The sequence below is a fragment of the Bilifractor sp. LCP21S3_A7 genome (genome assembly GCF_052118825.1).
In the GTDB taxonomy this organism is placed as follows: Bacteria; Bacillota; Clostridia; order Lachnospirales; family Lachnospiraceae; genus Bilifractor.
In genome coordinates this window covers 233,790-259,356 of the sequence record NZ_JBQKGL010000002.1, presented here as the reverse complement: position 1 = coordinate 259,356, position 25,567 = coordinate 233,790, and the positions used below count along the sequence as shown (strand labels likewise).

The following is a 25,567-nucleotide window of genomic DNA, read 5'->3' as shown; positions in this document are numbered from 1 at the left end:
TAAATGAAGTTAATTTCCGTTATGACGAATAAAATAAAGCCGTTTATAAACTTCTCACTTGCATCTGACGCCGGAAGGTTTATAATTAGGGCAGTACAGAGAGGTACCAGCTGAAAAGATCAGCCGGTGCCTCTTTTTCTATTTTCCTGGATTTTTCCCTGGATTCCACGGATGGATTGCTGTTCTGTTTTGTGAATGGATTTTTTTCCTGAATTTTGTAGATGGATTATTTTCCTCAATTTCTATGTAGATGGATCATTTTCCTCAATTTCATGGATGAACTTCTTTTCTAAATTTTGTAGATGGAACTTTTTCCTGAATTATGTATTTGGATGGATTTCATGGAGGTAAAATTTTGAAAAAGCTGGATGCCATCGATATCAAGATACTGAATATCCTGCAGAAGGACGGCAGAATCCCTCTCAAGGACCTGGCAGCAAAGGTCTTTCTGTCCTCGCCCTCCGTCTCTGCAAGGCTGGAAAAGCTGGAGGAGCAGGGCGTCATCCTGGGATATCACGCACAGATCAACCCTATGATGCTGGATTATCATATTAAGGCGTTCATCAACCTGGAGGTCGAACCGAATCAGAAACCCGAGTTTTATCCCTATATCAAGTCGATCCCGAACGTGGTGGAGTGCAACTGTGTGACGGGTGATTACTCGATGCTCATCGAGGTCATGTTCCAGAGTACGACAGAACTGGATCATTTCATCAATGAGCTCCAGAAATTCGGCCGCACCAAGACCCAGATCGTCTTTTCAACCAGCGTGGAGCAGAGGGCAGTGCCGGTTCACACTTCCCCATAAAACAATAGATATGCCCGAATCTAGCATCGCATGATCAGGACTCATTGATATGTCCTGTGCGGGAAATTGTGCGTGCTATGGATGTGGTGCTCTGCAAAAAAATAGATCAGCCTTCCCCGCAGGAACGTTTATTCTCCTCAATCGTTCTGACATAGCCGGTCACCGTCCACATGTGCTCGTTCATCCGACGTCGAGCATCCCGCGTATCGTGCGACATTATTGCCCGAACCAGATTCCGGTGCTCCTGATCAATGCCTTTTGTGGATTTTTCCTTCTGCATGACCAGAGCCCGGATATCCGTGATCATGTTCTCAATCAATACGGAGGATGCGCACAGAACCTGATAGATCATGGGATTATCCGCAATGGAGGCGATCTTCAGATGAAGCTCCCGGTCAAGAGACGCACGCTCCCGGTCATTCTCCTCCTGGTCCAGCTTTTTGAGATACCATTCCAGCTCGGCAGCGTCCTCCTCGGTGCATTTTTCGGCCGCAAGAGAGGCGGATTCCACTTCAAGTGAAGAACGCAGCTGCTGCACCTGCGTTACTGTGCTCCGATTCATCCGGAACAGAAGCGTGAGCGGTGTGATCATGCACTGGTTAAAGTCATCTGTGATATAATTCGCGCCCCCCTGCACCGAATGAATGATGCCGAGCAGCCGGAGAGAATGAAGTGCCTCACGCACCACCGGCCGGGACACAGCCATCTGCTCCGCCATCTTCCTCTCCGTGGGAAGCGCATCTCCCTCATGAAGCAGGCCATCTTCGATTGCCTTTATGATCTGATCGAGTATATCATTCACTGCATCTTCTTTATTTACTTTTTGAAATACAACCTGCTCTGTCATCGGTTTCTCCCCGTTCTACATCCTGTCTTTATACAATAAACCCCCATGCGATAAGTCGTGCCACAAACTGTATAAGTCCGCGCGAAACACACTGTATAAGCTACGGATTGCTCCGTGCTTCGCAGGATATTATCTGTGACGCCCTGCCTTGCAGAGCATGCAGGTTTACATATTTTCTGTTTAGATTCATATCTTCTACGCATGCTTATATTACCACAAAATTTCCCGATTTCGAGAAGAGCTCCTTCTGTTTTTTTGTTTCGGGGCCCTTTGGGAGCTTCATTTCCGGCATGTCTCCGTTCGTCCTTCTCGAACTTCCTTACTCTCATTGATCTTCAGCTTCCAGGACCCCGGGCAGAACGCAGACGGTCACAGTCGCTGTTTTTGTCTTGTTCATCCGGGAAATCATTATTGAATTTCAATATTCGCGGTGTTATATTGGTATTACCAATCAAAGCAACAATCGTGGTAAATATACCAGAAGGAGCAGTACAATGGGGTACGTTAAATGGAGCTATGAAACACTGAATCGTTTTTGCACCGATGTTTTTCACAATTTCGGATTTTCCGATGAAGAGGGAAAAATCATCAAGGATGTTCTGCTGACCGCTGATCTCTACGGAATTGAAAGCCACGGCATGCAGAGGATGGTCCGCTACCACAAGGGAATTGAAAAGGGAACAATTCATCCGACCGCAAAGCCCGAAGTTGTATTTGAGACACCCGTATCCGCAGTTATTGACGGACATAATGGAATGGGCCAGCTCAATGCTTATTTTGCAATGAATAAGGCAATCGAGAAGGCAAAGACCACCGGTGTCGGAATCGTATCCGTCCGTGAATCCAATCATTTCGGAATTGCCGGATACTACGCAAAGATGGCAAGTGACCAGGGACTGATCGGTGTCGCCGCGACAAACTCTGAGGCGATCATGGTTCCTACGTTCGGAAGAAAGGCAATGATCGGCTCCAATCCGATTGCGGTTGCCGTTCCTGCCGACCCGTTCCCCTTCCTTTTCGATGCATCTACAACAGTTGTCACCAGAGGAAAGCTGGAGATGTACAACAAAGCCGGAAAACTGCTTCCGGAAAGATGGGCTCTCGACGCCAACGGTAATCCATGCAGTGACGCGCCGACCGTTCTGTCCAATATCGTAGCAAAGAAGGGCGGCGGCATCATGCCGCTGGGTGGAAATGATCCTCTGACCGGAAGCCACAAGGGTTACGGATGGGGCATGGTCTGCGAAATCCTCAGTTCCATCCTCTCAAACGGCGTGAACTCGGATCAGTGCTGCACCTTCAAGGATAAAACCGGAATCTGCCATGGCTTCATCGCGATCAATCCCGCCTTCTTCGGAGATGCGGAAGCCATCAAGAAGAACTTCTCCGATTACCTTCAGAGACTTCGTGAGAGCCCGAAGGCAGAAGGTCAGGAACAGATCTATACGCATGGAGAAAAAGAGATTTTTGCAGAGAAAGACAGAAGAGAAAACGGTATTCCGGTAAACGACAATACCATGGTAGAGCTCAGCAACCTCTGCTCCTACCTGCACATGGACTTCAGCAAATACTTTGAGGGATATCAGGTCAACAAAGATTCCAAATTCTTCGCCGGCAATTACTGATTCCCTTTACAGCAATGCCTCCGGAGTGGTAACCTGTTCCGGAAGGCATATTGCGGCTGGACAAATTCTGTACGGTAACGGTTTCCAGAAGATAACCATTATTTTTGTACAGCAGCAATTCTTATTCGGTAACAATTTCAATTCATATTCATAAATTCATATTCATAATATATGGAGGATAATCAAATGGATTACGCAAAGGAATCCCTGAAAAAACACTATGAGTGGAAGGGTAAAATTGAAATCAAGCTGAGAGCTGAAGTAGACAGCGCCGAGGCGCTGAGCCTTGCATACACCCCGGGTGTTGCACAGCCCTGTCTTGAGATCCAGAAGGATATCAATAAAAGTTACGAGCTGACCAGAAGATGGAACACCGTCGCAGTTGTAACAGACGGCTCCGCAGTACTCGGCCTGGGCGACATCGGACCGGAGGCAGGAATGCCGGTTATGGAAGGAAAATGCGCGCTCTTCAAGGCTTTCGGCGATGTAGACGCAATCCCGATCTGTGTAAAAACACATGATGTAGACGAGATCGTAAAGACCGTTTCTCTCATTTCCGGATCCTTCGGCGGCATCAACCTCGAGGACATCGCTGCTCCGAGATGCTTTGAGATCGAAGAGAAGCTGAAGAAGTGCACCGATATTCCGATTTTCCATGATGACCAGCATGGAACCGCGGTTATCACCCTTGCAGGCCTGATGAATGCGCTCAAGGTTGTCGGCAAGAACATCGAGGATATCAAGATCGTCACATCCGGTGCCGGCGCTGCCGGAATCGCTATCATCAAGCTCCTGATCTCCATGGGTCTCAAGAATGTTATCATGACTGACCGCAAGGGCGCAATCTATGAGGGCCGTGAAGGACTGAACCCGGTCAAGGAAGAGATGGCAAAGATCACAAACCGCTCACATGAGTCCGGCACTCTGGCAGACGTCATCAAGGGAGCTGATGTATTTATCGGTGTTTCCGCACCCGGCACACTGACTCAGGATATGGTTCGCAGCATGGCAAAGGATCCGATCATTTTTGCGTGCGCAAACCCGGTACCGGAAATTTATCCGGATGACGCAAAGGCCGCAGGCGCAGCAGTTGTATCGACCGGAAGAAGTGACTTCCCGAACCAGATCAACAACGTTCTCTGCTTCCCGGGCATCTTCCGCGGAGCTCTGGATGTACGCGCATCCGACATCAATGACGAGATGAAGATTGCCGCCGCAAAGGCAATCGCCGGCCTTGTCTCCGACAAGGAGCTTTCCGCGGATTACATTCTTCCGAAGGCATTTGATCCGAGAGTAAAGACTGCCGTTGCCGAAGCTGTCGCTAAGGCTGCCCGTGAGAGCGGAGTCGCAAGAATCTGAATATAATATTCTGCCGCAAGTCAGAAAGGCTGCTGCAGCTTGTTATCCTGTACGGATCACATCGCTGCGGCAGCCTTTTTTCTATTCAACGCCCCATTAAGGCAATTATGAGCATCCTTCATATTATTTGATCTATGCATAAACGAATATAATTTAGATCATTGCACTTGTATATTTGAAAATTGTAAGAAAACGCGCGAGATTGCCCTTATTCAATTATGAATACACTAGTTACATACGAAATTGTACCCATTGACAATTAATCTTGAAATGTTAAAATGGCAAACAATAAATAACATCAATAGTTCCTATCAAAATCTTAAAGAAAAGAGGCAGAAAACAATGAGTGGATATCAACCGCCAAGCGCAACGGGTTCTCCTAGATTTGTAAACATGGGCAATTTTATGAGGCTTCCATTCAGCGAGAATGCAGAGGGTCTAGATTTTGGTATTGTAGGAATACCTTTTGACACGGCAGCATCATTCCGTGCCGGAGCAAGATTTGGTCCAAATGGAGTTCGTAATATTTCCGCAATGATAAAACCTAATAATATTCCTATGGGTGTCAACATCATGGATTCCATCAAAGGTGCTGATCTGGGGGATGTGCCAATAATCCCTGATTACATTCATGAAACCTATGCTGCAATAGAAAGCACTCTTACTGAAAAAGTTTTAAATTACGACGCTGTTCCAATTTCAATCGGGGGGGATCATGCGATTACGCTTGGCGAACTCAGAGCAATTTATAAAAAATATGGCAAGGTATCATTAATTCACTTTGATTCCCATTTGGATTTATGTGATACTGTATTTGGTCAGAAGTATAATCATGGAACTCCATTCCGCAGAGCTCTTGAAGAAGGGCTGATTGATTCATCAAAATCTATTCAGATCGGAATGAGAGGTTCATTATATGATCCTGATGATTTTAACATTGCTGCCGATCTTGGATTTAAGGTAATACCTGGAGATCAACTTCACTTCATGAGCGCTGCGGAACTAAGTAAGGAGATACATGACAGGGTAGGCGACAATAGGGTATTTCTTACCTTTGATATTGATTTCGTAGATCCGGCATATGCTCCTGGTACCGGAACCCCTGAAGTAGGCGGTTTTACTTCATTTGAGACACTGCAATTTATTCGTCAGCTGAAGGACCTAAGTTTTGTCGGCTTCGATGTTGTAGAAGTTGCTCCTCCGTATGATAGTTCTGAAATTACTGCTTATATGGGGGCAAATATCATTTTTGAATTCTTGTCTATTCTCGCATATCAGAAAAAAAACGGACTTCGTTGAAGTCTTTCAGAATAATAACAGCAAAGGTGCTTTTCCTGAATAGGAAGAGTGCCTTTTTTATTAAAGAACTTTTCATCAAGCAAACACAAAAAGGAGGATAAAAGATGAAAAAAAAATTAATTGCAATGATCCTGACAGGTTCTATGCTCACAGCCACTTTTGAAGGATGTGGCTCCACATCCTCTGGCAGTTCCAATACAGCTACTTCCGCATCTACAACTGTTGCATCTTCGGCTTCTGCTTCCAGCACACTGACTTTGGATGAAATAAAAAAGAAAGGACAATTAGTAGTTGCAACTGAAGCAGCATATGAACCATTTGAATACCTTGATGATGATGGAGAAACCATTATTGGTTATAATGCGGATTTATTTAATCAGATATGTGACGATCTTGGAGTAAAATTAGTATATCAGGATTTACCGTTCCAGGGTATACTTGCAGGTCTTGATGCGCATAAATATGATGTTGTTGGAGCAACACTCGGAATAACAGCCGAGCGGGCAAAATCATATACTATGACAGAACCCATAGAAAAGGGAACTACTGTTCTCATAAAAAGAAAAGGGGATAATAACTTTACGTCTCTTGATGATGTCAACGGGACGATCGTAGGTACACAAACTTCCTGTTATAACGAAACTGACATGAAAAACTTTAACAAAGAATTAAAATCAAAAGGCGGGAAGGGATATTCTGATCTCAAAACATATGACCATTTCACAGAGGCTTATTCTGAATTGACAAACAAGCAGATCGATCTCGTAGCTCAGAATTATGCAAGTGCAGCTTCACTTGTAAAAAAATATCCTGATCAATTCGAAATTGTCACCAATTCTGATGGAAAGCCTGCTTACGTAACGAATACCGATGTCTGGTTAGGATGGGCAGTAAGAAAATCTGATTCAGAATTGGCCGATTATATTAATTCTGAAATTGAGAAATTCAAAGAAAATGGTTTTCTGAAAAAAGAGCAAGAAAAATGGTTTGGACAGACAGTAGATCTTCCGAGTGATAATTATATTCCTGAATCTGACAGCTGATTGCATCTTGGGTCTACCAGATGCCTTTCATCGGCTGATCAGCATAAATATATTTTAGAAAACGTAATAGCTGTAACAATAAATAAGAGGAGAGTCGCATATTGGGATCTATACAATTGGTTTTTCACTATATGCCGTTATTATTGAAGGGGCTAAGATATACAATTCTTGTTTCAGTTTACGCAATTATGATCGCATTATGTATCGGCATTTTTCTTTCAATTGTTAGAGTTTCCGTTGGAAGTTCTTTGGTTGGAAAGATAATAAAAAAAATAATAACTATATATATCAGTTTTGTACGGGGAACCCCGGTATTGATACAAATATACCTGATCTTTCAAGTACTTTCCGTATGGGGATTAAACCTTTCTGGATTTGTTTCAGGGGTCATCGCGTTAAGCTTAAATAGCGGAGGATTTATGGCAGAAATCATACGAGGTGGCATTTCAGCAATTCCTAAAGGCCAGATTGAAGCAGGGTATTCGCTTGGTATGTCAAAAAGAAAGATCTGGACAAGAATCATTCTTCCACAGGTTTTCAAAATAGTCCTTCCTCAGCTGACAAGTGAATTTATCAACGTCATCAAGGTATCTCCTATGTTATCCGTTTTGGCGGTGGTAGAACTAACCCGAACCGCTCAGCGTCTTGTAGGACAAACATACCAGACGCTTCCTTTCTACATTGCAATTGCTGTGCTCTATTTTATTGTCTGTGCATTACTAGAAGAATTAATTAAATTGCAAAAGAGGAGAATTATGAGAGGACAGGAGGCATAGATATGATGAATTTTTTGCACATTGCAAGTATAACTCTGCCGCTCTTGCTGAAGGGACTCATTGTTACTATTGAGATTTCTGTCCTTGGTATCCTCATCTCTTTAGTTGCCGGATTTTTCATCAATCTTATGTGCTTGTCCAAAAACAAGATCATTGAGCTTATAGGAAGAATATATATTAAAATTTTTCGATGCACTCCATTCATGGTGCAAGTTTATCTGGCATATTATGGGTTACCCGCGCTTGGGATTCATATATCTGCTTTTTACGTTGGTGTGCTGATTCTAGGCGCCTATTATGCTGCATATAATGCGGTAATATTCGAAAGCGGTATCCGGGCGCTTCCCAAAGGTCAGGAAGAAGCAGCTGTTGCTATCGGGATGAATAAATTTCAATGTATGACAAGGATACTACTTCCTCAGACCGTAAGTGTAATAATGCCTTCTCTTACGGGGATGTTTATGCAGACAGTTAAAGATTCTTCTATTCTTTCAGTTATCACTGTTGCAGAAATGACAATGGAGACAAAAGAGGCCATCGGAATTACATTTTCATCACTTTTTGTCTATATTCTGGCCGGGTTGCTTTATTGGATCCTCAATATCGCAATTGAAAACATAACTGGAAAAATTGAAAGGCAGAGTCGAGTTGTGAAAAATTAACAAGGAGTCAAAATGACAACTAGGGATACAGTTATTTCAGTAAAAAATCTTTCAAAATACTATGGCGAACTAAGCGTACTCAGAAAAATAGATATTGATGTTCATACAGGAGAAGTAATCTGTATAATCGGACCAAGCGGATCCGGAAAAAGCACTTTTCTCAGATGCTTAAATTACTTGGAAAAACCTACAGGAGGTGAAATTACAATACTGGGAAACACCCTCTATGGTATTTCTTCTGGAGCCAACGTAGAAAAAGCCAATGAAAAAAACGCTAGAGAAATACGCAAAAATGTTGGTATGGTCTTTCAGCAATTTAATCTCTGGCCTCATAAAACAGTTCTCGAAAATGTAATTGAAGGACCAATCCAGGTTAAGAAGGCGGATAAAAGGGCATCGATCCAACGAGCGGAAGACTTACTAAAAAAAGTTGGAATGCTTGAGAAAAAAAATGCCTACCCACTTCAATTATCCGGAGGGCAACAACAAAGAGTCGCTATTGCTAGAACTCTTGCGATGGATCCGAAAGTAATCTTATTTGATGAACCTACCTCTGCATTGGATCCAGAATTCGTAAATGAAGTACTTAATGTAATCAAAGAATTAGCAGATGACGGAATGACAATGATTGTTGTAACTCATGAAATGGGATTTGTTGCAAAAGCTGCCAACAGAGTGTGTTTTATGGATGGAGGTTACATCATAGAAGACGGTTCTCCACAAGAAGTGTTCAAACATCCAAGAACAGAACGCGCTAAACAATTTTTCTCTAAGATATTAAACGTTTGATTAATAGAGTGCTTATGAATTCCAACATAGATTATCAATTTCTAGGAAAAATATTAGAAAAAATTCTGCCTGGTATTTCCATAGCCGATGGAAACGGTATTTTTGTCTATCTAAGTGAATCCTGTATGAGAATGTTTTCCATTGATGCTGATGAATTTTTGGGAAAGAGGGCCGACAATCCAGATATATGCGATTATTTCAAACCCTGCGTTACTCAGATGGTATATGAATCCGGAAGAAAAATAGTCACGACCCAACAAACAAAAAGCGGAGAAACAATCCTAGTTACAGGTGTGCCAGTATTTAATGACAATCATGAACTTGAAATGATTCTGGTAAATTCCACATGGGAAATTGGCACTCATGATGAATTGAAAGAAAAGTACAACACACTCCGGAAAGAAAACGCACAGTTAGAAATTCAACTCACCAAACTAATTCAAAAAAATCAGCAGGATTCCAATATTGTGAGCAAAAGTCAATTGATTCAGGACTGCATTCGAATAATATCTATTTTTTCTTCAAGAAATCTTCCAGTATTTATTTGTGGAGAAAGAGGAAGTGGAAAGAAATACCTTATCAGAAACGTCTATGGAAAAAATAAGCCTTTATTTGAATACAATTGTACTCTGATGGCTGAATCTATAATGGAAGAAGAATTTTTCGGAGATAATGGTTTTTTTGCATCAGATAACCTATCAACAGTTATCTTTGAAAATGTCGAAGGTCTCCCCTTACTTCTTCAGCAGAAGCTGTTAACATTCATAAAAAATGACAAAAAGGCGATTATTTTAACATCAAAATATTCTTTAGATGAGTTATTAAATCAAGGAAAAATTACAAGTGACTTTTATAATTATTTTAGAAGCTATCAGATAAAAATACCACCTATTAGAGAACGCCGACAAGATCTGTCTTTATTTCTTACTTTCTATCTGAAGCATTTCAACAATCTTTATGACAGAAATATTTCCTTGTCACCGCGAGCCTTCGAAGCTCTTCTTAATTATCATTGGCCGGGAAATATAAATGAAATCAAAAGCACAATAGAACGACTTGTATTAACGGCAGAACACGAACGGGTGGATGCGTACCAGCTACCGAAAGAATTTTCAAATCGGTCATATGCATTTTTTACCTCTGAAAATTCTCTTAGAGATATGATGGATCTATATGAAGGTCATATCATCCGAAATGCTTTTGAAAAATTTGGAACAACTGTCGCTGTCAGTAAATATCTAAAAATCAGCCAGACTTCCGCTTCGAGAAAAAGACAAAAATACATAGATGCATGCAATGAACATTAAAGGAGAATGCTGTCATATGAAACACTTTATCATAAATATTAGTAGAGAATTCGGATGTAATGCGCGAGAGGTAAGCAGACAGTTAGCATCCATGTTAAATGTTGAGATCTATGACAAAGATCTCATTGACCTAACAGCAAGACGAGCGGGTATCAACCAGGACAGCTTTCTGGACAGCGATGCAATCGTAGATAAAAGTCGTAAGAATTTACTCCAACGTTTTGGTTATGGTTCTTCTACCAGTTTTTACTCGGATGAAGCGATTAAAGCACAGGCTGACATAATCCGCGAACTTGCAAATAAAGGGTCGTCCTGCATCTTCTTCGGGCGATGTTCCGATTATATCTTAAGAGAGTATCCAAACAGATTAAATATTCTTCTATATGCACCTTTTGAACAAAGAGTACTCCATGTCATGAGAAATTATAATCTGGATGAAGTGTCTGCGAAAAAACTCATTACTCGTGTTGATCGTCAGAGACATAACTATTATAAATATGTAACCGGAAAAAACAGAGGAGATCGTGACTATAAACAATTAATGATTGACGTACACGAATTCGGCATCAAAGGATCTGCAACACTGCTTTATGATGTGATTGTCAAGCATTTTCATGATTAAACACAATCTGTCCGTAGTTATTCAATTATTTATATACCGTCTGTGTAAGTGACAAGTGAAGACAAACTACAGATGCAAGGAGGTATATGATGAATTATAAACCAGTAGATTCACAAGACTCTCCCAGATTTTCGGGGATAAAAACATTTATGCGACTTCCATACTCAAAAGCCACAAAAGACATTGATTTTGCAATTACTGGCATTCCATTTGATACAGCTGCGTCCTATCGTGTCGGCACTAGATTCGGTCCATCCGCAATACGAGATATTTCTTCTCTTACGAAACCATATAATCCAGAACTAGACATAGACATTTTCGAATACTGCAATGGCATTGATTTTGGAGATGTTAAAACTATTCCCGGATATATAGAAGATTCACTACAGACCATTCAAGACGACCTGGAACCGCTTTTTCAATCAGGAATCGTACCGATATCCATGGGTGGAGATCATTTGGTAACATTGCCGGAACTGCGCGCCTGCCACAGTGCCCATCAAGAGCTCGCATTGATTCATTTCGATTCACATTATGACACATGGAAAGAGTATTTTGGAAAACCTTATAATCATGGAACCCCATTTCGTATAGCGGCAAATGAAAAAATTATTGAGCCGTCTAAATCTATTCAGATTGGTTTACGAGGAGGATTATATACCAAGAGTGACATCAAAATGAGTCCCAACCTCGGTTTTGAAGTTATTCGTGCTGTCGAATGCCATAAAATCGGAACGGAAGAAATTGTACAAAGAATTATTCAGCGTGTAGGTAATACCCCGGCCTTTCTTTCCTTTGACATTGATTATCTTGATCCGTCATATGCACCAGGCACTGGTACTCCTGAGATTGGCGGATTTACTACCGCAGAAGCTCTCGAAATTATCCGCGGATTAAAACATCTAAATATTGTCGGTTATGATGTAGTTGAAGTCGCTCCTCAATACGATTCAGGCCAGATTACTGCACTTGCCGCAGCTAATATTATTGTAGAATTTATGTCACATGTTGCATATCGAAAAAGAGCAACCGGCAGAACACCAACAAAATAAAACATAATCCAAAATATTGTCAATAAAATATACTATGCCGCTTCCTTCCAGCTCACATAGGATTCATCGGCAATTCTCCGGATTCTGTCCCAGTCCCTTTCATAGCTGCGCTCGAACAACGCAACGGTATAATACCCGGCATTTGAAGCGGTTTCCAGACAATAGGCAGCATCCTCAAACACCGCAATATCAGACGGCAGGAGAGAGGTGCCTGCCTCATCGGCCATTTTCTCCCTGCAGAAATCATAGATGTCCGGATCCCGCTTTCCTCTGCCGATTTCCTCACAGCTCACAAAAAAGTCAAAATATTCCAGAATTCCGTTCCGCCGGAAACACGCCCTGGAAAGCGCGGTGTCATTTGCCGTTGCGACGCACATGCGCACACCCCGTTCCCGGAGGCTTCGGAGATAAGCGGCGGCTCCCTCCTTCAGCGGAATATCCTCCTCATAATGCTTTCGGATCAGAGAAAACATTTCCTCCATCACTTCTCCGGGCGTTTTCGAAAGACTGTATCTGTGAATGAAATACGCTGAGCTCTCCGACATCGTCATCGTTTCAATCGGTGCAAGCTCCTCCCCGGATGCATGAATGCCCAGACCGCCGAGATAATCCTCCGCGAGATGATCCCAGTACCGCATCGAATCCGCCAGCGTGCCGTCCACATCAAAAATCGCGTACTTTTTCCGCATTTCTCTGTTCCTCCTGACACCGGATGCCCTGATCCACCTTCTCCGGAGTCATGTTGAAGACGGCATCGATCAGATCTGTACGGAAGGTGGCGTTTCCGGTTTCCTTCTCCAGACGCTTCTGTTCCGCGATCTCTCCCGCAAGGCCCATCACCGTCATTGCACTCACGACAGCGCGGAAGGAATTCTCTCTGTCGGCACCGCAGAACGCTCCGATCAGCGAAGTAAGCATGCATCCGCTTCCGGTAATCCGTGCCATCGTTGCGCACCCATTATGGAGAATCACTGTCTGTTCTCCGTCAGTCACGATATCTGTCTCTCCGGATACGGCTATGACGCTTCGGATCCGCAGAGCCAGTTTTTCCGCCATCACAATACTCTTCTCGAGATTATCCGCGGTAATCTCATCCTCCGCGCTGACATCCACGCCCCTCCCGGTTTTCGCCTCAAGGCCTCCCGTCTCAATCGCACGGATCTCAGAGGCATTCCCCCGGATTGCGGTAAAATGGACTGTCTCCAGAAGCTCCCGGATGCTGTACCGCCGCAGCGTTGTGCTGCCGGCAGCGACCGGATCCAGAACAACCGGGATTCCCAGCTCATTCGCATGCTGTCCGGCAATGATCATGCTGTCTACCGATTCAATCGCTCCGAGATTGCAGACAAGGGCATTCATTCCCTCCACTCCCTCGCGGACCTCGCGGACATCCATCGTCATCGCCGGTGTTCCTCCTGCCGCAAGAATGATATTCGCGCAGTCATTGACCGTGACAAAATTGGTGATACACTGCACCGCAGGCTTCGTTTCCTGCACTTTTCGAAGAGATTCTCCATACTTCATCTGTTACGATTCCTTCCATATAGTACTTCAAATATTTTTCAGTGGACTTCCCGGCCGCGGAAAGATCCGCGCCCCTTCGCCTTGTAAGCCTTCATCTATGAATGCACGGACTGCAGGGGATATGTCCTCCGCGCAAAATCTTTTCATTTGTTCAGCTGCGCCTGCATCTTCGGCAGCGCCTTGGATCGCTTCAGCACCAGGAGAACCGCAATCGCGAGGGTTGCCCCCATCGCAGATGCCGGGCCGTAGTAGGGGATCAGATAGAAAATCGCGTATTTAATGTGAAGTGCCAGGTTGAAAATCACGCTTGCCAGTACCGCGCTGATGAAGCCGGTTCCGATGACTTCTCCGACCCATGCTGCCCAGAGCTTATGTGTTTTTCTATAAAGAATACCGGAAAGCAGAGCACCAAAAATCGCGCCGATCACAGCCTGAAAATCACAGCCGACCAGAGCCACCCGCATGCAGCCCGTCAGAAGAGCTGCGATGAAATTATACCACGGGCCCAGAAAAACCGCCCCCATAACGTTGCAGAAGTGCTGAAACGGAGCCATGTGCGGAAACCATACAAAGGTATTCAGCACAAATCCGAGACATGCAAGCATCGCGGTAAATACCATTTTCTTCAGAGACAGCTTTCCTGCCCGTGACCCTTCCGGAAGCGGGGCAGCAGCAGAAGCTGCATTCTTTGCAGAAACCTTGGTTGTGTTCCATTTGTTTTTCATGATCATATCCCTTCCTTTTTAAGATTTAAAGAAATTGATGGCGCGCCGGCTGATAGTCACTATGATCACCGGTCCGGACGCGAAACGAGATAAAACACGCTGTGCGAGTTTTATCTTGCTATCGCGATGCTCGCCGCACACGAATACTTCGCATTCGACTGCGGCTCACTGTTCGCGTAAAAAAACAGACTGCCAAACGACAGTCTGCATAAATACGCATAATCACAGCGATGCTCCCTACGTTGGCATTATCCAAATCAGGTTAATGGGTCGACAGCTGAAATCTGTCCTCTCAGCCCGATGCATCGGGCTCCCCAGTCTGTTTCTTTTGATTTTCTAAAGCGTTCTGCTTTAACGGTGCTATTATAACACAATCCATTCGGAAAGTGCACACCAAATGTCAATCTATTGTTTCTGACCACCAAATGTCAATCCACTGTTTCTGAACTGAGTTTCTGTCCAATCTGATATGCATTTTTCAGGTCCACAGGGAAATTCTTTTCATGCGATGATTCCTTTTTGGCCTCATCGAAGCCGCTCCAACAGCTCAAAGTAACGGCTTGTCGGTCTGCCCAGATAGATAGCTGTTCCGATCAACAGTACATCTGCATGAAAAATTTTATCAATAACCGGTGACAGGTCGTCTTTCCAGTAACAGTGGCATCTTTCCACGCCTTTTCGCTTACAAAGCATGCACCCTCTGCATCCGGTAAAATTAAGATCGTACAGATACTATTTTCACATTTCGCTTTCAGCCAGTTTCAGAAAAACAGTTGCGGCTGTCGGCAGAATGTGATCGTTAAAATCATACGCAGGCTGGTGCGGCATAGGCCAGTTGGTGCCGTTTCCGACGTAGAACATAGCGCCGGGGCGGATTTTCGTGTACCATCCGAAATCTTCCGATGGTCTCCATGGCTGCTTCATGTTTACGCAGGAGTAGCCGGCTTTCCCCGCTGCCCTGCGGACCTTCTCTGCGCAGCGGGGATGATTGATCGTGGCGGGGAAGGGATCAAATTCTTCAAATGAGACTGTCAGCCCATATTGATCTGTCAGTTTTTCTGCCTGTGTGCGCAAAGTGAGATCCATATTTTCCAGGACATCATCTGCTTCTGCTCTCAGTGTAAAAGCAACTTCACCTTGTCCCGGAGAAATGCCAAAATCCCGGCTGCCTTCCTGTATGCTGACGACTGTGCAGAGGCACGAAGAGGATTCTTTATTGATTTTTTCCGCATAGAGAGCCATAGAGCCAAGTGCAGAAGCCGGGTTGCGGCCATTTTCGGGAGTTCCGGCATGAGCACTTTCACCGGTAAACTGCACAAGCAGACCTTTAGAGGCACATTGCGTCAGGCGGTCACGAACCATCACGGCATTTTCCGGATAACCGCTCAGGTTATGAAAAGCATATACTTCACTGATATCTGTCTCGCTTACGAAATCTGCACAGGTTTTCCCTCCCTGACCGGTTTCTTCCGCAGACTGGAAAATCAGATACACAGGACGGCGGACAGCCGCATCCTGTTCCAGAAGTACGGCCACAGCTGCCAATACAGCACAATGCCCGTCGTGTCCGCATTTATGTGCAATATTGGGTTTGGCCGATCCGTAGGGCAGGGAAATAGTTTCTGATATGGGAAGGGCATCCATATCCGCGCGGAAGGCGATTGGTGATACTCCGTTATTTAATTTTGGTTCATATAGGGCATAGAACCAGGTTCCTTTATCCCTGATTTTCAGATGTGTGTTCATACAGATAAAGCTTTTCAGACATTCTTTCGTTTGAAACTCCTGCCCCGATAATTCCGGATATTTATGCAGTTTATGTCGAAGAGCTGTAATTGTTTTCCATAAGTCATCCATGTTATGTTTCCCTATCATGTTTTTTATTATCTTTTAAGCCGGATTCTCCCGAAGAAAGAATGTACCTATATCTACTAAACAGCAGATAAATGTACTCCTGTTTACAGGAGAAAGTATGTTGAAAAAGGCTTTATTAATTATTATAGGATGATTTTCGGTTTTATCCAATGAGGATTAAGATTCACCTGCCTATAACCTTATGGGTAGAATATTTCTTTCAGCTCCGGTTATAGAATACCGCGCCGAAAAAAGTCACGGAGCCTGGTCCGTGCAGATACCGGATCCCTGCCTTTTGGGCAAGCTCACTGACAAGGAAGCCGTATCCTTCTATGGAGTGAAAGCATTTGTCGGGGAACCGGCACGGGCTGTCCGGCCAGGTGCACCTTTTGCATCTGTCACAGGATTCGTTTGACAGAATCAGGGCTTCCGGAAATTCCACAAGAATCTGATCTGCCGCACGCTGAATATATTCCTTAAATTCGTGCATGGCGTTTTGGAAAGTATCAAAATCAAAGGGATCTGTTACCGGAAATGCCTTGGAAAAGACCTGCAGTTCTTCGTACTTCATGCATCGCTTCCGGCATTCCTCAAGGGTGCCGACGGCTGGCGGGCATGCCCAGGTTTCCTGATATCTGCCGCATTTGTTTTCCTTGCAGAGCTTTCGTACTTCCGGGTAAAAAACAAGATCGGAAGGATGCAGGATTCCGCTTTCCAGAAGACCGTTTTTCAGCAGCAGTTCCCGAATTCGGGCAGCGGAAGACCCTGCCTGCCGCTGTGCGGCAGCTGTTTTTTCTGCAATTAACGCACTCCATTCAGACATTTTTCGGCAGATGCAGTACCGGCAGAGACTGTCCGCGGTCTCCTCTCTGGCGGGACAGTAATAAACCGCCTTATCCTCCGGGAACTGCACGATCCACTTTGTCTGGTGGGCTGCGTGCAGTGGCTCCGAGAAGATGAATGCCAGAGACACGCAGGAAAGAACAATGGGAAGGTGTGCATCCGGATGATCCGGCATATATTTTGTCAGATAGGCCTTCAGCTCCCCGCTCATTTTAGAAACTGCGTCCTCTGGGATTTCGGCATCCGGGTCCGGGATGGCTTCCAGAAGTCGAAGTAATGTTTTCCGATTGAAAGCGCTGACAGGAACAGGAAAGTCATCTTGTCGGAGCATCTCCCATTCTTTATCGGAATATGCCGCAAGTATTTTAAGTTTTAATTCATCTCTGGTCAATTTTCTGGTAAACTCCTCAATATCAGTAAAGCATTAGTTCCTATAAACATAATAGTTATTACAGGGACGGAAGTCCAGTTTTTCAGGAGGCGCAGAATTTGAAACAAAGCTGTAGGGAAAATATTTATCGGATCGGGGAGGGAGTACCGGATAGCTACAAGTGGAATCTGTCAGGCAGGAGACTGGCTGTGCTGTATCGTTTTTTCTCTGCATTTCTTGTCCCTGTCGCCTGGGTGTTTCTGGTAATCTTTCTCGAATGGCATGTGATACGCATCGGGTCATTGACTGCCGGTGGTATTCTTTGGACTGTTGTGGCGTTGGTTGTCCTGTTTTACTCGGTTTTAATTTTCCTGAATCATTTGTTTTCCGGCATTTCCCGAAGGCTGGATCCGGAAGAAAGACATGATTATATCCTTTATTGTTATCATCATAGAGGCAGGAGAAACGTAAGGCTGAGAGCACAGTCTCTGCTTTTTATGGCACAGCTGGATATTCGGATGCACCGCCCGGAAAGAGCAGGAGAGGCATTGAAAGAGATTCCTACCGACAAGCTTTCTGTGGAGCAGATGAAACTCTATACCCTTCTGAAGCTGGCGGGGGAAGTGTTAAGTAAAGAAGGGGCGACAGAGGGAACGCTAAGTGAGAAAGGAGAGACGGAGGGGACAGTCCGGGGAGAGGGAGAAAAGCAGGCTCATGCATCGGCAGGGGACTGGTATATCCGCTATTCCGGATTTTCCGATCAAACAGGGAAGTTCCCGGATAATGCCGCTGTAGAATCGTGGATAAAACCGGAAGCTATGGAAAATAAGCGGGCGCAGGACGAAATGATTGCTGTGATTTCCGGTATTTCCATCGAGCCGGAGCTTCATCCGTTTTTAAATTTATTTTTCGGAATGATGCTGGCACACAGCATTTTCTTTCCGACAGTCCAAAGCTTTACCGCTTCCGGGTGGCAGCTGCGGCCGAAGTATTCCTTTTTCGCAGGAGGGCTGGCCGGTCTCTTTGTTCTCATTCTCGGAATCGGGATTCTGTATCTTTTGTTGAAAAAACACAGGCGCGCAGGATCACCGGAAAGAGGGGCGGATAAAACACGGCTGATTATTGGCGGGATTGCCTGGGTGGTGCTTGTTCTTTCTCTCTCAGCTATGGTATTTCTTGGAAGCTGGGCGGGAACTTCGGATCAGGAGCGCGTACTGACGGATGCGGCTCCGGATCCGTTTACCGGGATCAAATACGTGTATCTTGCCGAAGAAAAGGATTACGGCGGCATCAGATACTATCGTTCCCCTGATTTTATTTTTATGGAAGAGTGGAGCGAAGCCATGTATTACGATACAGAGGCCGGGAATGATCTGCCGGAAGCAGTCGGAGAGAATCTGAATACGGCGTCTGCTGTGAGCGAAAGTTCCGCAGAGCCCGGAGAACAGGATCAGAAAATAGGAAGCAGCAGCCTGGGTGCGTCAGCGTCGGTCAGCAGCGATTCCGGGGATGACGGCGGGACTGGTTCCGATGACAGCTTTGCCGCACAGAACGCGATGCAGGCGGTTTACGAGTATTTGAAAGAGAATGGAGAATTTCAGAATTTGAGCATTTCGTACAGTGCGAACGCTAAAGGGGACCTCTATGCCCGGATTGGTTCTGGATCCGATGTACAGGGTACGGATAATAGCTATGAGCTTCGCCTGTACGACAACGGGGAAAAAGGGGCCGACAGCGGGTTCTGCCGGGAAATTGTGCTGGAGAAGGTCTATACGCCCGAGGATGGAGAGACAGAACTGCTTGATTTTTTCCTTGTTCATCCGGAAACACTGGAGGTAACGGATGAACATAAGACGGAGTGGTAATTAATATATTTCATGGCTTGCACAGCATTAACCTGAATTATTCACCGTTATACGATGATTGCAGTTGAAAGCCGCATAGTTACTTCGTTTTTCAACTTTTTTGCTTTCATCTGATAAGTGAGCATAAAAAAGAGCTCGATTTCTGGTAAAATGTGATTGTTCAAACATCAACAAAACACCAGAGAAAGGAGCTCTCAAGGAAGAGTTCTTCGAAACTCTGCCAAATATAAGAGCATTAAAACCTGTTCCACTGTTGGAATAGTAACAGTTACCGGCGGCTCTGCCGCTATAAGCGAATCGTGATTTTTGAATTGGTCACCTACATTGTAGACAGGTCTATCAGTGCGCCCATTTATATGCGGATAACTCGTTTTCAAAAATCATGATACGATTTTCAAAGGATTTCACCCGTGGTATTGGGAAATCCCAGCCTCGGTCCTTTTTCTGCTTTCAGTTTTTTATTTGCATCTTCAACATTCATTCTTGAAAGTACAAACATAATCAATACGTCAAAGATTAACGGAAGCCAAAGATACATAAACTGCATCATATCAAGTGCAGACTGCGGCTGAGTTGAATTTGTTCCGACATATCCACTGAACTCAAGCATCCATCCAACAACAGCGGTTCCAATACCTCCACCGATTTTTACACCAAGAGAAGTACAAGAGTACATCGTTCCGTCAATTCTCTTTCCCTGCGTAAGATAAGTGTATTCAGAGCAAGATGCGATAACTGCATTCATATCTCCCTGCCATGGTCCCTGACCTAAGGCTGCAAAAGCTGTAAATGCCATCATCAGCGGAACACTGCCCATATATCCGGCAACAACAACAAGTGCTCTACCGATGACTGCTAAGACGTAACCTCTTAAATTCAGTTTATACATACCTTTCCACTTACCAACTAATGTCGGTGTGAAAATCAGGGCAATGATCAGTGGAATATTTACTGCCCATGCAAATTGTCCAAACAAATTCTTATTTTTCAGTACCCATGTCATGTAATAAATGCCAGCTCCAATCATGGCACCATATAACTGCTGTAAAATATATGTTCCACAAATCATCATGTAATATTTGTTTTTAACAAGAAGCTTGAATGCCTGTACCATTCCGTACTTTTCATTATCATCCTTTACTTCTCCTTCGTTAAGTTCTTCCTCAGGAAGTTCCTTAACAGAAAGTGCTGAAATCGTATTTACGACCAGACCAATGATTGCATAGATAATAGCAACCGTTCTCCATGCCGCAGCATCTCCACCACATTTATCTACAAATCCAACTGTAATCGCCTGAATCAGAAGACTTGTTGAAAATGCAAAAATAAAACGGCAAGATCCCATCTGCACACGCTCTTTGCTGTTCTTTGTAATCAGTGACGTAAGTGCTGAGTAAGCAATATTGTTTGCTGTATAAAACACACAATTTAACAGTGTATAAGAAATAAAGAACCATGCGTATTTAGCCGTTGTTCCAAAGCTGACTGGTACTGCAAAGCAGCAGACCAGCGTAATGGCACAGCCAATATATCCGTATAGCATCCAGGGTTTCGCTTTTCCCATTTTACTGTGTGTTTTGTCAATCATTGATCCAAAAAATATATCCGTAAAACCATCAAATACTTTTGATATGGCAATCAGGGTACCCACGACACCTGCAGCAAGTCCTACCGAGTCCGTCAGATAGACCATCATAAAAGATGTCAGGAACGCATAGACTACATTGCCTGCAATATCACCTGATCCATATCCAATTTTGTTATACCATTTCAAATACTTTTTTTCTTCCATCGAATTTCTTTGCTCCTCATCTTCATCGCACTTAGAATCTCAATATGTCTAGCCGTATGATGTCTAATTCTAATTTTTCTCTGTTTTTGTCTGATTGCTCTGTATATCCGGACTTTACATCTCAATCAGACTATCCTTCTTTGTTTACGGGTTACATGAAACTTTATTATCCCTTTACATACGGTATCAGCGTAAACTGGAACCGGAATAATACATCATCAAATCGGTACTGATCCAATACAACCGGACCACAACTATTAGAACCAATGCCATTTAATGCGTAGTCAACGCAAAATACTACGCTATCTGATTCTGTCAGTTCATAATTATGTGTTTTCTTCTCAAGTTCTTCCTGTGTATAATAAGAAGCATTGAATGAAAAGGCATTTTCTGCGGATACCACAATTCCATATCGGCTGTTGTTAAGCTCTACATATTCACAATCATAATGGCTTCCATTTTCCTGTGGGCGAATATAATCCTCATGCAAATCGTCTACATTTGCCTGGTACAAGCCGTGGCTCGCAGCCTGATGTTTGTCACAATAGCTTTCCTGTGGTCCCATTCCAAAGTATCGTGCAGCTGAAAGTTTTTTATCCAGGAACATCCTCACACCAAATCTTGGCAGGTCCGGAAATTCATCGTCTTTTGTTACTGCAATATCTGCATCAATCTTTCCAGCAGCTTCTATTTTCCATGTGATCGTCACATCAAGAATCTTCTGGACTGTCTCTGCCACAACGGATGCATGACTTGTAATTTTCACACCATGTTTTCCCTGCACAACCTCTGTCGTGTAGGCTCTTGTATAAGCTTTATCATAGTGGGCTTTCTTCCATTCAGACTTGATGTACATATCGTTATCTGTTGGAGCTCTCCAAATATTTAATTCCATCGGATGGTTCAAGTATTCCCGCCCTGCGAATTTCATCTCTGTAAAGAGTGCAGTACGTTTGTCTATGGTATAAACAAATTCACGCCCCTTGATATGAATCTGTGTATCATTTTCATTTACCTGTAACTCAGAGTCCACTGCTGTTTTTTGTAGCCATTTCTCAGCAAGTTTACATTTTGCACCGTCTTTGCTTACCTCAATTTCATCGAATCCAAGAATATGGTCTTCATCCAACAGTGGCAATTTCTTTTTCAGATGGTAAATAAATTTTAAATAACATTTTCCACTCTCTGGCACATTGATCTTCAGGTTTGTTTTTCCTTCACTGTGTGGTGCTGCTGAAACTTCTGGCAGTTTACCTTTGCCGATCACAAGACCGTCCTGCGTCAGTTCATAACTGATCTTCACATAATCTTTCAAGTCATCAAAATCCATGTAGTTATGAAGCACCAGTTCTCCGCTTTCTTTGTCATAGGAAATAACCCTTGCCGGGCGATAAACATTCTTGTATTCCAAAAGCCCTGTATGTACCGTTCTGTCCGGATATACTAATCCATCTATACAGAAGTTGCCATCATGAATTTCTTCGCCATGGTCGCCCCCATAAGCATATATAGTCTTTCCATTCTCAGCAGTTCCATGAGCAATCGCGTGGTCACACCATTCCCAGACAAAACCGCCGCACATTTTATCATTATCCTGAATCATCTGGAAGTAATCTTCAAAATCTCCGGGTCCGTTTCCCATACTGCGACAGTACTCCACCAAAAGGAAGGGTTTGCTTCCATCTTTATCCAGATATTCCTGAATTTCGGAAAGCGCCGGATACATCCGGCTGTACACATCCAGATTGCTGTAATCATATGTTTCATCATAATTACGATATCTTGCACTCTCATATTGTGTGATGCGGTCTGGATCAAATTTTTTTGTCCATTCCAGTGCTTTTTCAAAGTTGCAGCCATAAGCACTCTCATTTCCCATTGACCACATAACAATACAGAAACGGTTTTTGTCACGTTCCACCATGAGTTTTACGCGATCAACGATTGCCTCTTCCCATACCGGATCATCTGCAATCTTCTCATTCCATCGTTTGAACCGATTGTAATCGGTGTCTTCTTTTCTGTAGATCATAAATGGACCATGAGCTTCAATATCTGCTTCATCTATTACCATGAATCCATACTTGTCACACATTTCATAGAAAAATGGTGCGTTCGGATAGTGGCTGGAACGGATCGCATTAAAATTATGCTGCTTCATTAACGTAAGATCGGTTGTAATCTGTTCCGGATTGATTGTAAATCCAGTAACCGGATCGGAATCATGTCGATTGACACCACGGAATTTAATCTTCTGTCTATTTAAATAAATAACCTGGTCTTTAATCTCTATCTTTCTTAATGCAATGTGATCTACAATTACTTCATTCTCTGTTTCAAGAATCAGTTTATATAGATATGGATTTTCTGTATTCCAAAGTTCCGGACTTGCGATTTCTAATACAGCTGTTCCTTCTTCAGCAATACTTCCTCGTGCTACAACTGCTCCATTTCTATCTTCAATCGAAATTTTTACATTTAACGGAGAGTAGAATTTCATTTCAATCTCTACTTTCGCAAGCATATCCTCAATTCTTGTTTTAATATGATAATCACTGATTGCCTGTTTTGGTCGTTTCAAAATGTACACATCCCGGAAAATACCACTCATACGGAATTTGTCCTGATCTTCCAAATAGGAACCATCACACCACTTCATTACCAACACTGCCACCGTATTCGTTCCATCCTGAAGTACATCGGTAACCTCAAACTCACTGGTCATATGCGAAACCTGGCTGTATCCTATGTAAGAGCCATTGATCCATACGTAAAAGCAACTGTCTACTCCTTCAAAGTTCAAAAAAGATTTTGGCGCTTTCTCATCTCTACTGTACTCAAAAGTATGTACATAGGCTCCACACGGAATGTCCTGTGGCACATATGGTGGATCAAACGGAAATGGATACCGGATGTTTGTATACTGGTGTGTATCATATCCAGCCATCTGCCATACACTTGGAACCTGAATCTCATCAAAATTTTCTGTATCATAATTCTTCTCAAAGAAAGAATCCTGAATGTCATAGATGCTGTTAAAATACTGGAATTTCCAAGTTCCATTCAATAACTGCATACGATCTGACTCTTCTCTGTGTTCCACCAAGTTATCCATTCTTCTGGATGCCGGAATATAATAGGCTCTGGCTGGCATTGTGTTTTCGTGCAGTACGCTTAGATTTTCATAATAACGTGGTACGATCATAAATAGCTCTCCTCCAATACATACACTTTTTTGTTCTTTGTTTTCCTAAAGCAAGCCTTATGCTTTTTTGTTCACGTTCTTTAGTTATGCTATATATAGCTTATCCTAATTCGCAAAATATATCTATGAATTGGATTAGACAAAATATACACTAAATGATACAATGATAAAAGTACGAAAAGAGGTGCTGTCCTATGTATATGAACACCGGTTATTTGAACCACTCACATATGGATTTCAAAGACAAAAGTCGTCCGCTGATTGTCGGTAGCTGTGGTACTTACCGTCTTTCCAGATATCCCAAACTTCCGACCTACCGTCCAAGGGGTCGTCTGGATTATCAGATTATATATATCACTGCTGGTTGTGGGCATTTTCATTTTGATAATGTAAATAATGAAACGATTGTTCCGGCCGGCAACATTGTACTGTACAGACCGAAAGAACTCCAAAAATATGAATATTACGGAGAAGATAAGACAGAAGTATACTGGATTCACTTCACAGGAAGCAATGTAAAAAATATCTTACGTCAATATGGGTTTCCAGATAAAGAACATGTCTTTCAAGTTGGTACATCTAATGAATATGAACAAATTTTCAAGCGTATTATTATCGAGCTCCAACGCTGTCAGGATAATTATGAGGAAATGCTTGTCCTTTTGCTACGTCATCTTCTGATTAGTTTCCACCGGGAACTGACAAGAGAGCACATATTAAAAAACGAATATCTTGATCATGAGATGGATAATGCTGTTACCTTTTTCCGTGAAAACTACAATCAAAATATCAATATTGATGATTATGCTGCCTCACGAGGCATGAGTGTCAGCTGGTTTATCCGAAATTTCAAAAAATATACCGGTTCTACACCAATGCAATTCATTGTGGGAATCCGCATCAACAATGCTCAGATGTTACTTGAAACAACAACTTATTCCATCAATGAGATTTCTAAGATTGTCGGATATGATAACCAGCTTTATTTCAGCCGGCTTTTTCACAAGCTGAAAGGATATTCGCCAAGAGAATACCGAAAAATAAGAAATAGGTTATGAAATCTATAATGTCATAAAGTAAGCGGTAAACAATCCGTACCTTGAAAAGCGTACATATAATGCTGAATCGGCGCAGGATGAGTACACTACCGTATTATCTGAATCAAGGCTCGGTGCCGCTGTTTCAGATGGAGATGTCAGC

Annotated in this window: 21 protein-coding genes and 1 riboswitch; of the genes, 13 read left to right on the top strand and 8 right to left on the bottom strand. The window is 43.3% G+C overall.

Going from position 1 to position 25,567, the window contains the following annotated elements; genetic code table 11:
* Positions 1-364 precede the first annotated feature (364 nt).
* On the top strand, positions 365-808 hold the full coding sequence (locus ACTQ1O_RS02850; protein WP_441100414.1) for an Lrp/AsnC family transcriptional regulator: 444 nt from the start codon (positions 365-367) through the stop codon (positions 806-808).
* A gap of 106 nt (positions 809-914) precedes the next feature.
* Here the strand turns inward: ACTQ1O_RS02850 and ACTQ1O_RS02845 are convergent, their stop codons facing one another.
* A complete protein-coding gene (locus tag ACTQ1O_RS02845) occupies positions 915-1,655 on the bottom strand; it encodes a FadR/GntR family transcriptional regulator (protein ID WP_441486011.1) in 741 nt (246 codons plus the stop codon).
* Positions 1,656-2,149: 494 nt separating this feature from the next.
* Between ACTQ1O_RS02845 and ACTQ1O_RS02840 the strand changes: the two genes are divergently transcribed.
* From ACTQ1O_RS02840 to speB (ACTQ1O_RS02795), 10 genes are all read left to right on the top strand, one after another.
* On the top strand, positions 2,150-3,280 hold the full coding sequence (locus ACTQ1O_RS02840) for an Ldh family oxidoreductase (protein ID WP_441486010.1): 1,131 nt from the start codon (positions 2,150-2,152) through the stop codon (positions 3,278-3,280).
* Positions 3,281-3,466: 186 nt separating this feature from the next.
* Positions 3,467-4,639, top strand: a complete 1,173-nt coding sequence (locus tag ACTQ1O_RS02835; protein WP_441100287.1) for an NAD(P)-dependent malic enzyme — start codon at positions 3,467-3,469, stop codon at positions 4,637-4,639.
* 252 nt (positions 4,640-4,891) lie between these two features.
* A complete protein-coding gene (gene speB, locus ACTQ1O_RS02830; protein ID WP_441486009.1) occupies positions 4,892-5,938 on the top strand; it encodes an agmatinase in 1,047 nt (348 codons plus the stop codon).
* A gap of 104 nt (positions 5,939-6,042) precedes the next feature.
* On the top strand, positions 6,043-6,981 hold the full coding sequence (locus tag ACTQ1O_RS02825) for a transporter substrate-binding domain-containing protein (protein WP_441486008.1): 939 nt from the start codon (positions 6,043-6,045) through the stop codon (positions 6,979-6,981).
* 101 nt (positions 6,982-7,082) lie between these two features.
* Positions 7,083-7,757, top strand: coding sequence for an amino acid ABC transporter permease (locus tag ACTQ1O_RS02820; protein WP_441486007.1), 675 nt, complete (start codon positions 7,083-7,085; stop codon positions 7,755-7,757).
* Positions 7,758-7,759: 2 nt separating this feature from the next.
* Positions 7,760-8,419 carry an amino acid ABC transporter permease gene (locus tag ACTQ1O_RS02815; RefSeq protein WP_441486006.1) on the top strand — a complete coding sequence of 220 codons (660 nt, stop codon included), beginning with the start codon at positions 7,760-7,762 and terminating at the stop codon, positions 8,417-8,419.
* A gap of 12 nt (positions 8,420-8,431) precedes the next feature.
* Entirely contained in the window at positions 8,432-9,208 is a 777-nt protein-coding gene (locus ACTQ1O_RS02810; RefSeq protein WP_441486005.1) for an amino acid ABC transporter ATP-binding protein, read from the top strand.
* Positions 9,205-10,515 (top strand): sigma 54-interacting transcriptional regulator, encoded by a 1,311-nt coding sequence (locus ACTQ1O_RS02805; protein WP_441486004.1) that lies wholly within the window; start codon positions 9,205-9,207, stop codon positions 10,513-10,515. The genes ACTQ1O_RS02810 and ACTQ1O_RS02805 overlap by 4 nt, the downstream gene beginning before the upstream one ends.
* Before the next feature lie 16 nt (positions 10,516-10,531).
* On the top strand, positions 10,532-11,137 hold the full coding sequence (locus ACTQ1O_RS02800; RefSeq protein ID WP_441486003.1) for an AAA family ATPase: 606 nt from the start codon (positions 10,532-10,534) through the stop codon (positions 11,135-11,137).
* An 86-nt stretch (positions 11,138-11,223) separates the two neighbouring features.
* Positions 11,224-12,189 carry an agmatinase gene (gene speB / locus ACTQ1O_RS02795; protein WP_441486002.1) on the top strand — a complete coding sequence of 322 codons (966 nt, stop codon included), beginning with the start codon at positions 11,224-11,226 and terminating at the stop codon, positions 12,187-12,189.
* Positions 12,190-12,221: 32 nt separating this feature from the next.
* Here the strand turns inward: speB (ACTQ1O_RS02795) and ACTQ1O_RS02790 are convergent, their stop codons facing one another.
* The 5 genes from ACTQ1O_RS02790 to ACTQ1O_RS02770 all read right to left on the bottom strand — a co-directional run bounded on the left by ACTQ1O_RS02790 (position 12,222) and on the right by ACTQ1O_RS02770 (position 17,526).
* Positions 12,222-12,878 carry an HAD family hydrolase gene (locus ACTQ1O_RS02790; RefSeq protein WP_441486001.1) on the bottom strand — a complete coding sequence of 219 codons (657 nt, stop codon included), beginning with the start codon at positions 12,876-12,878 and terminating at the stop codon, positions 12,222-12,224.
* The gene (gene thiM, locus ACTQ1O_RS02785; protein WP_441486000.1) at positions 12,853-13,713 is read right to left on the bottom strand and encodes a hydroxyethylthiazole kinase; all 861 of its coding nucleotides are present in this window, start codon (positions 13,711-13,713) and stop codon (positions 12,853-12,855) included. Before thiM ends, ACTQ1O_RS02790 begins: the two co-directional genes overlap by 26 nt.
* 143 nt (positions 13,714-13,856) lie before the next feature.
* Positions 13,857-14,438 (bottom strand): energy coupling factor transporter S component ThiW, encoded by a 582-nt coding sequence (gene thiW, locus ACTQ1O_RS02780; RefSeq protein WP_441485999.1) that lies wholly within the window; start codon positions 14,436-14,438, stop codon positions 13,857-13,859.
* A 217-nt stretch (positions 14,439-14,655) separates the two neighbouring features.
* A riboswitch (TPP riboswitch) is annotated at positions 14,656-14,765 on the bottom strand.
* 411 nt (positions 14,766-15,176) lie between these two features.
* Complete coding sequence (locus ACTQ1O_RS02775; RefSeq protein ID WP_441485998.1) at positions 15,177-16,295, bottom strand: M20 metallopeptidase family protein; 1,119 nt, start codon at positions 16,293-16,295, stop codon at positions 15,177-15,179.
* Positions 16,296-16,512: 217 nt separating this feature from the next.
* Positions 16,513-17,526, bottom strand: coding sequence for a DUF2284 domain-containing protein (locus ACTQ1O_RS02770; RefSeq protein WP_441485997.1), 1,014 nt, complete (start codon positions 17,524-17,526; stop codon positions 16,513-16,515).
* A gap of 98 nt (positions 17,527-17,624) precedes the next feature.
* On the opposite strand from ACTQ1O_RS02770, the gene ACTQ1O_RS02765 reads away from it, so the two are divergent.
* A complete protein-coding gene (locus tag ACTQ1O_RS02765; RefSeq protein WP_441485996.1) occupies positions 17,625-19,370 on the top strand; it encodes a hypothetical protein in 1,746 nt (581 codons plus the stop codon).
* Between the two features lie 394 nt (positions 19,371-19,764).
* Here ACTQ1O_RS02765 and ACTQ1O_RS02760 read toward each other — a convergent pair whose 3' ends face one another.
* Positions 19,765-21,162 carry an MFS transporter gene (locus tag ACTQ1O_RS02760; RefSeq protein ID WP_441485995.1) on the bottom strand — a complete coding sequence of 466 codons (1,398 nt, stop codon included), beginning with the start codon at positions 21,160-21,162 and terminating at the stop codon, positions 19,765-19,767.
* Positions 21,163-21,328: 166 nt separating this feature from the next.
* Positions 21,329-24,367, bottom strand: a complete 3,039-nt coding sequence (locus ACTQ1O_RS02755) for a glycoside hydrolase family 2 TIM barrel-domain containing protein (RefSeq protein WP_441485994.1) — start codon at positions 24,365-24,367, stop codon at positions 21,329-21,331.
* A 194-nt stretch (positions 24,368-24,561) separates the two neighbouring features.
* Here ACTQ1O_RS02755 and ACTQ1O_RS02750 point away from each other — a divergent pair, with 194 nt between their 5' ends.
* On the top strand, positions 24,562-25,425 hold the full coding sequence (locus ACTQ1O_RS02750) for an AraC family transcriptional regulator (protein WP_441485993.1): 864 nt from the start codon (positions 24,562-24,564) through the stop codon (positions 25,423-25,425).
* The last annotated feature ends 142 nt before the right edge of the window (positions 25,426-25,567 follow it).